Below are 14,124 nucleotides of genomic sequence, written 5' to 3'. Positions count from 1 at the left end.
ATTGAAAATCATTATCATGTGTGAGGACCTCATGAAATTCATATCTCTTATTTTCCTAGTAATTATAGTAAGTTGTGGAAAAAAATCAGGGGATCAAGGGGATCCATTCCAGGAAGCTGGCGATCAAACGCAAAGCGCCACGGCCGATCCTCTCCCGGAATCTGAATCGACCGGCCCCCTTTCTCCCGTAGCTGACCCGCTCCCATCAACGGAAACACCAGCGGTTACGGCCACCAATGAATTTGAACTCGATGCTCGATCGGCGACAGACTTTGTGTATTTTAAATTGGAGAATGGCAGTCTGATCAAGTCCAGCAGTGACCAAAGCTGGCAAGTGGCGGTGAAGCGCACCCAGTTTCAAACCAACTCGGGCAGTAGCGGCATTCAAAATTTTGGTGTGTTCAACAGTAATACGAGCGACTACGCAAGCTTTACTCAATGCAGCGCAGGTCCGCTCACCTTTGATGAACTGCTGCCAGCTTCCGGCGCGCCCGGCTCTCTGCCTTATTCAGGCAATGCTATCTTAAACAGCTGGTACGACTATGATGCCAGCACGCACGTCGTGTCCTCAAAAAAACACGTCTATCTCATTAGCGATGGAACGAGCTGCTTCAAATTTCAGATCATTTCCTATGCGTCAGGCCTCTATAAGGTCGTGGCCGATCCCATGGCCATACCGGAGCCACCTGCTGCCATCGATCCGTCGCAAACCCTTGATGCTTCTTCCGGGGCTGCCTCACTTTATCTGAAATTCGATCAGGGTCGTCTGGTCACCTCCAGCGCGGATGCCACCTGGCAGATGGCCGTCAAGCGCACTCAATTTCAGACCAACTCCGGAACCAGCGGGACTCTTCAGTTCGGCGTCGCGGCTTTGGATTCCACCGATTACGCCCAGGTTACCAGCTGCACGGCCACCACGTTCACCTATGATGAAATGCTGCCAGCTTCCGGCGCACCCGGATCCCTACCTTACTCCGGCAGCTCTGTTTTGAATGCCTGGTATAACTATGATCCTGCCACCCATGTCGTGTCTTCGAAAAAACTGGTCTATCTGATCAGCGACGGCACCACCTGCTATAAAATGCAGATCCTGAGTTACTCTGCTGGCGTATATAAAGTGCAGACTGATTCCGTACCAGTTCCGCCACCGCCAGCACCCGTGATCCATGAGCAAACCATTGATGCCTCATCCACTTTGGATTCTGTTTACCTGACACTGGATCAAGGACAACTCGTCACAACGACCAGCGATCAACCCTGGCTCTTCGCTGTGAAACGCACGCAGTTTCAAACCAACTCTGGCACCAGCGGCACCCTTGGTGTTGGCGTTTATAATTCCGCATCGACTGACTTTGCGGCGATCAGCAGCTGTGCGAACCTAACTTATACGTATGATGAGATGCTACCCGCATCGGGCGCACCGGGTTCACAACCCTACTCAGGCAATGCTGTCTTGAATGTCTGGTATGATTATGATTTTATAACCCACACGGTGGTTTCCAAGCAGCATGTTTATGCCATCGGAGATGGCACCACGTGTGTGAAAATTCAAATACAAAGCTATCAAAGTGGAATCTATTCCGTGAAGGTGAGTCAACTTTAGGCTTCCGCTGGAATACTCCATTATCCCTCAATACCCCAGGGAATGCTCCGTTTACGAGCATTCCCTTTTTTTTAAACGGTCGCCTTTTTCAGCTGCACCACCGACATTTTATAAGACGGCTGGCGCGACTGCGGATCAAACTCACTCTGAATCAACCGGTTCACCCCATCCTTATGCATGGGAATAAAAACCTGTCCCGGCTTCACCTTATTGGTAATCACACAAAGAAATCGAGCCTGGCCATAGGCTGATGTCACCTGAACATAATCTTCAGCTTCCAATCCCTCCCGCTTGGCATCTTCCGGACACATCTCAATCATCGGCTCGTCTCGATAGAGACGTTTCAAAATGGGCGACTGTCGGGTCCGTGTTTCCGTATGCCACTGCGCTGATGTACCACGACCGGTCAGCAAAATATAAGGAAACTCCCGGCTCGGGCGCTCCCTCGGCAACACGGGTGACGCAAACATAAATCGTGCCCGGCCATCCTTATGAAAGAACTGACCATCCGCAAAGAGCCGCCGTTCCGTGGCATTCACACCATCATGCACAGGCCACTGGATACCCAAAGGCCCAAGTTCATCATGCGATGCGATGCGTGAAAAATCACAGGGCTGACCTTGGGAAAGCCGGCTCATGATATTAAACACAGCGGCCGGATCCTTCCAGGCTGCAAATTCATGCCCCAAACCCCAGGCCTCCGCAATCAGACGGAAAATATAAAAATCCGCCAGGGCTTGGCCCGGAGCTTTGGAAACGCGGCGCACCCGTCCGATGCGCCGCTCGGAGTTGATGAAAGTTCCCTCCTTCTCTCCCCAGCCAGCCGCCGGCAAAACCAGGTCAGCAAGCTGCGCCGTTTCACTGGTTGCATACATGTCCTGCACAACCAGAAAATCCAATTGAGGTAAAAGTTTTTTCAGCCGAGTCTGCTGGACCCAGGAATGGGCGCTATTGGTTGCAATAATCCAAAGGCCCTTAATCTCTCCACGTTCAATCGCCTCGATGATCTGATCATAGGCATACCCACTGGAATGAGGGATTCGATCCTCGGCTATATCCAAAACATCGGCCACCTTCTTCCGATGTTCGGGATTGGTAAAATCCCGTCCACCTAAAAGACTCGCGGTATTCGAAAAAATTCGCGACCCCATGGCATTGCACTGTCCGGTTATGGAATTCGCCCCAGTCCCCGGCCTCCCGATATTGCCCGTCATCAGCGCCAGGTTTATCAAAGCCTGCGCGGTCAACACCCCCTGATGACTTTGGTTGACACCCATGGTCCACCAGAAGGAAACACGCTGGCCGTCCGCAATCAGACGAGCCAGCTGTTCAACCTCACCAACGGCCAAACCGCATTGCCGAGCGACATCATCAGGTGTATAGGGCGCCACATGCTCCCGAAACTTTTCAAATTCATTCGTGTGCTCGTCAACAAATTTTTGATCCCACGCTCCCCAGGCGATGAGCAGATGGGCCACTCCATAGAACAGGGTCAAATCCGTCTTCGGCATCGGCGCTATGTGATGCGTTGCCACCTGAGCTGTTTCGGTTCGGCGCGGATCGATCACAATGATCCTGGGCTGATGGGGATTCCGCGTAATGCGCTCCCACAAAATAGGATGCGCAATACAAAGATTCGAACCCACCAGTACGATGGTGTCACTCTCCTCCAGATCCTGATAGGTATAAGGCGGAGCATCAAAACCAAAACTCTGTTTATATGCGACCACCGCACTCGCCATGCACTGTCGGGTGTTGCCATCACCATGCTGAAAACCCATTCCAAACTTCGCCAGCGCCCCGAGAAAGGCCAATTCCTCGGTAGGAATCTGTCCCGTTCCCAAAAACGCGACACTGCCTTTCCCATGTTTTTCCTGGATGGCTTTCATACGGCTGGCAAAGGTGAGGATCGCATATTCCCAACTCACCTCCGACCAACCCCCATCATCATTGCGACGCAAAGGCACCACCGCCCGTTCCGGACTATCCAAAACCCGCAGCGCCTCCCATCCCTTGGGGCAGGCCATGCCTCGATTCACGGGATAGCGCCCATCGGGACTCAGGCTGATCGCCTGGCCGTCCTTCATATGGATCACGAGGCTGCAGCCCGTGGAACAGTAACCGCAGACCATCGTGGTCAGCGCATCCGGCTGCCGATGCTTGGGCAATTGGCCCAGACCCAGCTGGCTGGGATTCTGCCGCAGCTCCTCGGTTAAAACTCCATCGTGGGAACGCAGCAGCTCCCTGATATCAGATAAACTGAACATACGATCTCCGCCAGCGAATCAAAGACCGGGCATACCACGTGACAGGGCACTCCGGAAAAACAGGGAACGTTCGCAAAATTCACCGAGTAAACACGCAGCCGCAGCCAGAATAATAAAGGTGGGAGGTCCGACTTCTGTAAGAGCCAGAACCAAAGCACTGGCACAAATCCAGGCGGCCATCCACCGGGTCCAGGTCCAATAACCAAGGAGCTTCCACTGCAAAAGCAGGGATCGCAGGTGCAAGGAATAGCCAGAACGTAAAGGCAGGTGTTCACGCGCTTCCAGACCGCATTTCACAACCAGAAGAAAGAGGGTCACCGCGATCGCCACATCATGAACCCAGGTCGATCCTTCCACCAGAGCGACGAGCAGAACGCCGAACAATCCCAGGAGCAGCGTGGTACCGCCAAAGCGCAGGAAACAGCGAAAACGGCTCCAGGTTGCGCGACGAGTTTCAATGTAAATCATGCAGCTGCAATAAATACCAAGCAGCCCTGTGATCAGCATGAATGATTTACCGAGCGTCCAACCTGAAGCCTGAAAACCCTGATCCCAAAATTCCACAGCGGCCGTGAGCATAAAAAGATTAAAGGCTAATATTTCGCGACTCATCCACGAGGTTTTCAGGCCCAGCATAAAACGCCAGGCCTTCAAAGGTCGCCCCAAATGCAGGGTGGCGAGACCCAAGGCCAGGGCCACCAGACCCACGGCGACCGGGCTTACCCAAGGGGTCAGTTTTATGTTCATGAGGACCGCCAGCACTTCCCAGAGCAGCATGCCGACGCCCGCCTGGGAAATGATCAGCATCCAGACCAGGGGCTGATGCGAAGCTTCAGCCGCCAGTTGAAAATGATTGGCAGCACGCAGGCCTTCCGGCATCACGCCACGTTTTTTATAAAGGGTGGAAGGGATCGTCAGATGCGGATCCGCGGTCGCAGGTAAAAATGTTTGCTGCGAGAGTTCCGACTGATCCACAATCCCAATGCGAATGGCATCCGTGGGACAGGCCTGCGCACAGGCCGGCGCTTCACCCTGATCCAATCGTGAGCTGCACATATCGCATTTGCGTACGATCTTGAGCCTGGGATTATAAACAGGAACATCATAGGGGCACATCATCTGACAGTATTGACAGCCGATGCATTGATCATCAAGATGTCGAACAATGCCGGTGACCGGGTCTTTTTCATAGGCTTTGACAGGACAGCCCAAGGCGCAGGCTGGCTCCAGACAATGATGGCACGCACTCGTCACCGTCTGACTGAAGGGAAAGAGTCCGGGCTGGGTCTGCTCCAGGGTCCCCACTTTCCGCCAGGTTTCCTGTGGATCCAAACCATTTAAATTATGGCAGGCCGTGACACAGGATTTGCAGCCGGTGCATTCATCCAGGTCCACTTCAAATCGATACTGCTGCCCCGGGCCCGGTTTATCCAAAGGAATGAGGCTCTGATATTTGCCAGTCCCGGACTCCTGCCGCTCCGCAAAGACCGCCACCGCACTCTGCAGCGAGGTGTCCTGCTGCTGCCGCAAAAGTTCCGTGACCGTTCTTTGCAGATCAGCTGGCGCCACGATGTTTCTCCTCAGGCAGTTCTATAAACACCTGCCCTCCTTCCACCTTCACAGGATAGGTGGTCAGACGCCAATCATCCTGTCCGCCCAGATGTCGACCATCCTTCAGGCAGAAACTATTTTTATGGAGGGGGCAGGCCACCTTGGGGGATCCACCCGCGTCACCCACAATGCCACGAGCCAAGACCGTTTGCCCATCATGCGGGCAACGATTATCCATGGCGTACCAATCGTCACGGCTCGTGACATTAAAAAGTGCGATATGCTTCTCACCCCATTTGATGCAGGCTCCGCCATCTCCTGGCACATCATCAACCTTACAAACGGCAATCCACATAAGGATCTCCTTATTTCAAGTAGGAAGGGTTGCGGGCGTCGGCGCGATCTGCCCGCGTTGGCGCACGAATTGAATACTGTCATCAGGTTCATTGGTATTGATGAAGCTGCGGAACTGCTTCAACCGATCCGGGGACTCCAGGGTGGTTTTCCATTCACATTGGAAGGAAGCCACCAGCGAGGCCATCTCCTCCTCCATCTCGGCCCCGATGCCGAAGGCATCTTCCAGCACCACCTTTTTCACGTGAGCCAGTCCCCCCGGCAATTTTTGGATCCATGTGGAAGTCCGCATCAGCCGGTCTGCAGTGCGGATGTAATAGATAAGAAAACGATCGATAAAACGAATCAAGGACGCATCATCCAAATCCGCAGCCAAAAGATCAGCATGACGAGGTTTCATGCCCCCGTTGCCACCGACGTAAAGGTTCCAGCCATTTTCCGTGGCTATCACACCAACGTCCTTGCTCTGGGCCTCGGCACATTCACGCGCGCAGCCCGATACCGCCATCTTTATTTTGTGTGGGGATCGAATTCCCTTGTAGCGTTCCTCGATGAGGATGGCCATGGCCACACTATCCTGGACCCCATAGCGGCACCAGGTGGAACCCACGCAGGATTTTACGGTGCGAACCGACTTGCCGTAGGCATGTCCGCTTTCAAATCCCGCCGCAATGAGTTCCGCCCAAATCATCGGCAGCTGTTCCAGACGCGCGCCGAAGAGATCGATACGCTGACCTCCCGTGATCTTGGTATAGAGTTCGTATTTTTCGGCAATGCGGCCGATGACCAAAAGTTTGGCCGGCGTGATTTCCCCGGCCGGGATGCGCGGCACTACGGAATACGTTCCGTTTTTCTGAATATTGGCCAGGAAACGATCGTTGGTGTCCTGCAGAGTCGCCACATCAGGCTTCAGCACATACTCACTCCAGAGCGAGGCAAAGATAGACGCCGCTGTGGGTTTACAGATTTCGCAGCCAAAGCCAGTGCGACCATAGCGTTTGATCAGTTCATCGAAACTCTTGATCCGCGTGCTTTTAATCAGTTGATAAAGTTCCGGCCTGGAAAAGGCGAAATGTTCGCAGAGAGAGCGATCGACCTCTTCGCCGAGTTTTTCCATTTCCTCATTCAGAATATCTTTGACAAGACTCAGACAGGATCCGCAGCCTGTTCCGGCGCGACAGCCTTTTTGCACAGCCTTGACATCCCTTGCACCTTTGCCAATGCATTCGACAATGCTGCTTTTGGCCACATTCTCACAGCTGCAGATCAAGGTTTCCAGAGTGGAATTGCCGATCAATCCACCCGTTACAAAATGTTTCTCCGGCTGCTCATCAACGGCCGCTCCTCTTTGATAGAGGCTGGTATTATAAGGAGCCGTATCTCCCACCAGGATCGCTCCCAGCAGTTTCCGTCCAGCCTTTTCATAAACGAGCTTGCGATAGAACCCGCGCCCGGCGTCCCAGCTGGTCCAGAACCCTATATTGGACCCGCTGACAAAGGGATCACCGATACTGGCCACTTCAATGCCCAGCACCTTAAGCCGCGTGGACATGTCCGCACCAGTGAACGTTTGGTTCCCGCCGCAGAGCTGTTGAGCGAGCGCCTCAGCCATTTTATAGCCCGGCGCCACCAGTCCGTAGATCATCTCTTCATAAAGGGCGCATTCACCAATGGCTGAAATCGAGGGATCACTGGTTCGCAGGTTGGCATCAATACGAATGCCGCCTCGCGACCCCATGCCAAGTCCACTTTCTCGCGCCAGCTCATCACGAGGCCGAATACCAGCGGAAATCACCACCATATCGGTGGGAAAAATCTCGCCGTTTTGCATAGCCAGGCCCTGCACCTGACCCACGCCGACGATGCTGTTTATTTTTTGCGACGTGAGCACCTGCACGCCCAGGGACTCAATGCTGGATTTCAGCAACCCGGCGCCCTGATCATCGAGCTGCCGCGGCATCAGACGATCTGCCACTTCCATAACCGTTGTTTTCAGGCCTAGATCATAAAGAGCCTTGGCGGCTTCCAAACCCAGGAGTCCACCACCGATGACCAGAGCCTTTTGACAATCATGGCTATAGTTTTGAATCGCGGCCAGATCATCGAGCGTGCGATAAACAAAAACGCCCTTCATCTGCGTGCCCGGCATATTCGGCACAAATGCCGACGATCCGGTGGCAAGGATCAGGTGATCATAGGAAAAGGTTTGACCCTGACTGGTCATCACCTGTTTGCGTTCGCGATCGATGCCAACGGCCCGCTGACCCAGGTGCAGATCGATGCCCGCCTCCTGATACCAGGACGCCGGGGCCAGCTCCAGATCCGCTGGAGTTTTACCGGAAAATATCGAACTGAGGTGCACCCGATCATAGGGCGCCACGAGTTCTTCGCCGAGCACAGTGAGCTGCCATGTTCTGGTTTGATCTTCTTCCAAAAAGCGCTCGCAGAAGCGATGCCCCACCATACCCAGCCCGACCAGAAGCAACTTTTGTTTTGTCATACGATTCACCTCGGCAGCTTTTTTCAGTTCCCTTTATGGGGAAAAAAGCTTGGCGAGGAAACGGACAAGACGATTTTGAGGAGCGACAGGTGGGAACGATTGGGTGATGATTCCCGAGCAAATCACACCGAATGGTGTGTAATCCTGAGGAGAGAGGAAGAAAGCTCCGCTCAGTCCTTGTTCAAAGTCGGTTCATGTCGGGCAATTTCCAGGGCCTTATCCCAAAGAGACTGGAGAGTGGGATGCGCAGCCTGAAAGACGTCGGGAAAATAACCTTGAGAGGCCATAAAGGTCGTACTGCCGATGACAACCGGGGTATACCGGTAAAAGCGTGCGTCATCGGACGTGCGTATGACATCCACGAAGGCTTTGACCGTGCTCGGGCTGGCCAAACAAACTACCGAAGGTTCACTGCTCAGACGCTTCAAGGCATCATGTTCGAAGTGTTTGATGCCCTCGGTGCGATACATTTCAATATCGTGAATTTCAAGATCGTGTGTGCGCAGATAGTCCCCGATGGCAAAAGCGGGTTCGGCGGGCCTTGGGAACCAAATCACGGGCCCTTTTTTGACCTCATGCACCAAAGCGTTCGCAAAGTCCTTGCCATTATGGACTGGAATGAGCCGAACCTTCAGATTCTGGCTCACCAGGAATTTATAAGTTTCCATCCCAAAAGTGACAAATTCGGCTTTTTGCAGCTGGTCCCGGATGGAGGTCGTCTGATGCAGAAAACCCTCGGCCGCCTTGCGGCTTGTCAGGACCACAATGTCACAGGGCTTCGGCGGCAGCTGTGGAGCGATACAAACCTGTTTGGTGACTGGGAACCGCAGCACAGGCAGGTCGAGCTTCACGATTTTCTGATCCTGCGCCCAATCCTCGGCCGGTCTTGTCCAGATGATCCTTTTCATGAGGTCCCCTTACGTGTGTTCCGCTTTTCACCGGGCGCTGGTTGGGCTACAATCGAAGCGACGCTGCAGGAGCCCAACACCCGTGATGACCCTCGAAGCCGTTTCCAAATCATACGACAAGATCCCTGTCTTGAAAAACATCAGCTTTCAAATCAAGCCAGGTGAGAGAGTAAGCCTTTTGGGACCGGGGGGCTGTGGAAAATCGACAATTCTTAAGATCCTCCTGGGTTTGGAGCCTCCCAACGGCGGCAAGGTTCAGCTTATGGACCGGGATATGGTGGCCGCCAGCGAGGAGGAAAAGCAGCAAACCCTGCGTAAAGTGGGAATGGCTTTTCAGCAGGGCGGGCTGTTCGATTTTATGACGGTTGAGGAAAATCTGACCTTTGCCATGGAACATATGACGGATATGGATGCCGAGCAGATGTCGCAGCGCATCGATGCGCTTTTGAAGACAGTCAAGCTCACCCGGACCCGGACCATGTATCCCCATGAGCTCTCCGGCGGCATGAAACGGCGCATCGGGATTGCCCGGGCCCTGGCCACCGATCCCGTGATTTCGATTTTTGACGAACCGACCTCAGGCCTCGATCCTGTGACGTCCACCATCATTCTGAATATGATTCAGGAGCTAGGGGTTCAAACTGAAACGGGCTCGCAGCTGGTCGCCACATCCTCGGTGGAAATTGCGATACGCTTTGCCGAACGGTTGATCATGGTGCATGAAGGCGAAGTCGTAGCCGATGGCTCGTGGAAAGATCTGATTCTCAATGCGGATGATTGGGTCAAGCATTTTCTGAGTGTGCGTCTGATCGGAATTGATATTGAATATGCGCGGGAGTTGGGACTGCCGGATGAATTTATCCGGCAGCACTGGAAGGCCTGACGCTCAGTGTGCGACCAAAGCCTTGCCTTCAAAATAAGCCTGGTATTTCGGCCAAGTGTAATCTGCAATCTTCTTGCCCATGATTAGACCCTGCTCATTATCCGTACGGATATGATAGCCGCCCCACATCCGGGAAGTCGCCGCCATTTCCGCTGTTGCCATAAACGTTGGCAAAGCCAGGCGCACTTCCTTGGACGCCGGAACATCCTTCGCAGGTTTACCGTCGCGGGCCTGCATCTGCGCTGTGGTAAAATTCTCTTCGGTTAACTCACCAGCCTGACGAATCGCAACGGCTCCAAATTTTTCTGAACCCGTGATGAACTCCAGAATTCTTGCAGCCCCTGCGCTGGCGGTGGCATGACCGGACACATAGCCTGGGAATGGAGGCGTGACGAACCCGTCAGGTGAATATGGATGCCACTTTTCACCAGGAATTTTGCCAAAACCCTGACCAGGTCCCTTCCAGGCGACGAGTTGTTTCTTTGCATACTGCTGCCGCACCCAGTGATAGGGCCTGGAGGTATCATAAAAACGTTTGGTATCCCAGCTGGAGACGAAGGTATCATGCACCACATTCGCCACCGCAAAGAACATCTTTACATCCTTATCGAGATCATTCTTATCCCGACGCGAAACATCCTGAGCAAAGCGGAGCCAATGGCCCGACTGTCCCGTGGAACGTGGTCCATCGCGCATAAATTCGACAACGGCTTTTTGTTCCAGACTGAGGTTGGCGTTGATCTCGGCACATTCCGCAATCTCTTTCTCCAAAAGCTTGGAGCCCCATTCAGGTGGTGGCGGAGACCGGAACTGACTGGCGCTTTCCAAGGCAAAGGGTTTCACCCGATACCAATGCGCGGTCAGAAAATTGGGTGAGAAATTTTTGCCTTCCTTGTTCTTAAAGGCAATCGGCATCCACAGCGTGGGGTTCTGCAAAGCATCAGGCTTATTCACGGAGCGATAGTAGGTGTAATCTGAATAGGGTTTGCCGCTGCTGCCAGGTTCATCACCGAGCTGATTGGCGCCATCATGATGCCGATACTGCAGCACAGCCGAGGCGACTACGTTACCTATGCCTTCAGGCTTCGTGCGATCCGAGCTATTATTATCGGGATCGTAGCCCATTTTTTTCATCTGCTCGCGAACCCATTCCTGATCATCCGCATAGATGTTGAGCAGCGTGCGATAAGCAGCATACGCAATGGCGATTTCTTTGTTTTTTTGCGTCCGCTCCTTTTCAGGACGGCGCAATTGATCGCCATAACGCGTGCCCACGGCCTTGGCATCATAGGCGGCCCAGGCGTCATACATCGCAGTTTCCACAATCGCCATCGAACGGGCCAGAATCGTGGGACGCGCGCCCACCTTGTCCACTTCGCGGGCACTGGTTTCCAGGAGGATATCCAACCAACGATAGGCTGCTGTTGGCTCAGGGTTGGCTGATTGGTGAATCAGCTCCGCGGTTTGTGCCCGCAACCCTGGTCCAGTCCAAAGGAAGCTCACGAGCCCGAGGCTCATCAAAACATGTTTCATCATCCCACCCTGATATGATTTCATTTCCATCAGTATAACCAGGTCAGCATGATCACACAATATGACATACTACCCATCTCCCTGATAACCCTGCAGAAAATGCCGCCTTGCCGCTTTTAAACCGCGTATCGGGGTAAAGTCCCCGGTTTGCAAAACTTTTTTTGGCAAAGCGTTTCCATCTGGTATAGAACAGCGTGAATCACCAAAGCGAAGCTCAGGCTTCGCCCTGTGGACGGGAGCAGCACCTTGGAAAAAGCCGGCAAACTCATTGTGCTCGATATCGACAACACCGTGTTCAACTGGGTTGAATACTATGTGTCCTGCATGAATGCTCTGGCGCAGACGGTGGCGAAGATAATCGGGGTCACGCCGGAAACCCTCTTCCACGAAGCGCGGTTGATTTTTGAAAAGGAAGGATCGATTGAATATCCTTTCCTGGTCCAGGAACTTCCCTCAGTCATTCAATTTTATGGCAGCGACATCGAACGCATGCTGCGTGAAGCCGTGGAACCCGGTCGCATTGCTTTTAATGCCGCGGCGCAAAACACCCTGGTTCCCTATGCCGGCGTTATGGAAACGATGCAGACCATCAAGCAACGCTGGCCCTCCATCCCCGTCATAGCGCTGACGGATGCGCCCCGTTATGTGGCCATGTGGAAACTCAATAAACTCCATCTTCTGCCATTTTTCGATGCGGTTTATGGACTGCCCGATCCACGTATCCCGGCTGATTTCACCTCGCAAAAGGTCAAAGTCGATCCGGAAATCCTGATGAAGCATCTGCAGAAAAGCAATTTTGATTTCGCCGGCCGCATTCGTGTATTACCGGATGATTACGAAAAACCAGGAACCAAGGGTTTAAAAACCGTCCTCATGGACTTCGAAATGGAATCGCATCTGGCGGATGTGCTCTGGGTCGGCGACAACCTTCGCAAGGATGTCGGCCTGGGTAAACGCCTGGGCGTCCACACCGGATGGGCCCGCTATGGCACCGTAATCCAGGATGCTTCCAAAAAACTCCTGCTCGAATTCAGTCCGCTCAACAACGTCGCAAAAAACGTGGCTCTGGATCCGGCGAGCATGGATGCGCCGCAGCCTGATTTCGTCCTCGAAACATTTTCTGATATGATCCCGGCCGTGGAACAACTTCTGACTCCGTAAAGAGATTCATTCATGCTCACAGACGTTACTTCGCGTGAGACCGGACGCCTGCTCCGTCTTGCGATTCCCGTTATTTTCACCTCTGTCGGCAACATGCTGATGGGACTTGTCGATACCATGGTCGTCGGCCAGTACTCATCGCTCGCACTCGCTGGGGTGGCTGCGGGCAATAGCATTTTCTGGACCGTCGCGATGATCGGCATTGGTTTTCTAGGCGCAATGGATCCGATTGTGGCGCAATCGCACGGCGCGCGTGAACCGAAACAGGCTTTGCAATGTCTCGCGACCGCATTGCAACAGGCCGTGGTTTATTCTCTGATCGCCACGCCCATCATGCTTTTTATGGCCTCGCATTTGCTTTGGACCGGTGCGGCTCCTGATGTGGCAGCCGCAGCCGAACCTTTTCTGCGGACGATGGCCTATGGACTTTTGCCACTTATGATCTTTCAAGTTTTGCAGCGCTACTGGCAAGGGATGGAAATTGCCCTGCCCTTTACCTTGATCATGGTGCTGAGCAACGTCATCAACTATTTTTTCGCCGTCGCCTTCGTCCAAGGTCGTTGGGGTTTCGAAGCGATGGGAGCGGAGGGAGCCGCATGGGCTACCTTTGTGGTGCGGATCGTGAGTGTGAGCGCTGCTGTGGGTTATACCCTGTGGCTCTGGCGCCGGCGCCCTTACTATCGACCCGACTTTGCCCGTCTGCGGCCGCTGCTGAAAAGCATTCATCGGGATATGCACCGTCGCATCTTTAAACTGGGCCTGCCTTCGTCCGTGCAGATGGGCTTGGAAGTTTGCGCCTTTTCATTGACGACGCTGATGATCGCTCGGCTAGGCGCTGAAATGCTGACCACGCATCAGATTGTTTTGAACATTGCGTCCTTCGCTTTCATGTTTCCTTTAGGTTTGTCAGGCGCGACGGCAACCCGCGTGGGTTATCATATGGGTCGCAAGGACCGTCCTCAGGCCTTGCGCACGAGCTGGATAGCCATCATCCTTGGCACCCTTATGATGGCCAGCTCAGCTTTGATTCTCTTTGCTATACCGAATCAGCTGCTCCGTCTTTTTACCCAGGACACCGCTGTGATCACACTGGGTGTGTCGATCATATTCCTCTGTGCTCTGTTCCAAATCTTTGATGGCATCCAGGTGGTATCAGCCGGGGCGTTGCGCGGCCTGGGCGACACCAAAACCGCGCTTTATACCAATCTGCTTGCGCACTGGGGCATCGGTCTGCCAATCGGATTCGCTCTTTGTTTCTGGTTCGACAAGGGTCTCTGGGGCTTATGGGTGGGACTCGCCCTCGGCCTCTTTTTCACCGCAGTTTTTAATACTTATGCTATTCTCAGAAAACGCCTGACATAACG

10 protein-coding genes are annotated in these 14,124 nt (G+C 53.6%); 4 read left to right on the top strand and 6 right to left on the bottom strand.

Annotation, left to right across the window (positions count from 1 at the left end; genetic code table 11):
- Positions 1-31: 31 nt before the first annotated feature.
- Entirely contained in the window at positions 32-1,603 is a 1,572-nt protein-coding gene (locus tag VE954_RS20470; RefSeq protein WP_324956199.1) for an HmuY family protein, read from the top strand.
- A gap of 71 nt (positions 1,604-1,674) precedes the next feature.
- Here the strand turns inward: VE954_RS20470 and VE954_RS20465 are convergent, their stop codons facing one another.
- From VE954_RS20465 to VE954_RS20445, 5 genes are all read right to left on the bottom strand, one after another.
- On the bottom strand, positions 1,675-3,870 hold the full coding sequence (locus tag VE954_RS20465) for a molybdopterin oxidoreductase family protein (protein ID WP_324956196.1): 2,196 nt from the start codon (positions 3,868-3,870) through the stop codon (positions 1,675-1,677).
- A gap of 18 nt (positions 3,871-3,888) precedes the next feature.
- Positions 3,889-5,439, bottom strand: a complete 1,551-nt coding sequence (locus VE954_RS20460; protein WP_324956194.1) for a DmsC/YnfH family molybdoenzyme membrane anchor subunit — start codon at positions 5,437-5,439, stop codon at positions 3,889-3,891.
- Positions 5,426-5,776, bottom strand: a complete 351-nt coding sequence (gene nirD / locus VE954_RS20455; RefSeq protein ID WP_324956192.1) for a nitrite reductase small subunit NirD — start codon at positions 5,774-5,776, stop codon at positions 5,426-5,428. Before nirD ends, VE954_RS20460 begins: the two co-directional genes overlap by 14 nt.
- A 15-nt stretch (positions 5,777-5,791) precedes the next feature.
- Entirely contained in the window at positions 5,792-8,275 is a 2,484-nt protein-coding gene (nirB, locus tag VE954_RS20450) for a nitrite reductase large subunit NirB (RefSeq protein WP_324956190.1), read from the bottom strand.
- Positions 8,276-8,445: 170 nt separating this feature from the next.
- Positions 8,446-9,183 (bottom strand): uroporphyrinogen-III synthase, encoded by a 738-nt coding sequence (locus tag VE954_RS20445; RefSeq protein WP_324956188.1) that lies wholly within the window; start codon positions 9,181-9,183, stop codon positions 8,446-8,448.
- A gap of 85 nt (positions 9,184-9,268) precedes the next feature.
- Here VE954_RS20445 and VE954_RS20440 point away from each other — a divergent pair, with 85 nt between their 5' ends.
- Positions 9,269-10,066 carry an ABC transporter ATP-binding protein gene (locus VE954_RS20440; protein WP_324956386.1) on the top strand — a complete coding sequence of 266 codons (798 nt, stop codon included), beginning with the start codon at positions 9,269-9,271 and terminating at the stop codon, positions 10,064-10,066.
- A gap of 3 nt (positions 10,067-10,069) precedes the next feature.
- Here VE954_RS20440 and VE954_RS20435 read toward each other — a convergent pair whose 3' ends face one another.
- On the bottom strand, positions 10,070-11,629 hold the full coding sequence (locus VE954_RS20435) for a vanadium-dependent haloperoxidase (RefSeq protein ID WP_324956186.1): 1,560 nt from the start codon (positions 11,627-11,629) through the stop codon (positions 10,070-10,072).
- Positions 11,630-11,845: 216 nt separating this feature from the next.
- On the opposite strand from VE954_RS20435, the gene VE954_RS20430 reads away from it, so the two are divergent.
- Together VE954_RS20430 and VE954_RS20425 are read left to right on the top strand one after the other, a co-directional pair.
- A complete protein-coding gene (locus VE954_RS20430) occupies positions 11,846-12,760 on the top strand; it encodes an HAD family hydrolase (protein ID WP_324956184.1) in 915 nt (304 codons plus the stop codon).
- A gap of 12 nt (positions 12,761-12,772) precedes the next feature.
- Positions 12,773-14,122 (top strand): MATE family efflux transporter, encoded by a 1,350-nt coding sequence (locus VE954_RS20425; protein ID WP_324956183.1) that lies wholly within the window; start codon positions 12,773-12,775, stop codon positions 14,120-14,122.
- Positions 14,123-14,124 lie beyond the last annotated feature (2 nt).

The organism is Oligoflexus sp., from assembly GCF_035638955.1.
Classification (GTDB): domain Bacteria; phylum Bdellovibrionota_B; class Oligoflexia; order Oligoflexales; family Oligoflexaceae; genus Oligoflexus.
Note: the sequence above shows the minus strand (reverse complement) of the source record. Positions and strands in the feature narration are given on the sequence as shown.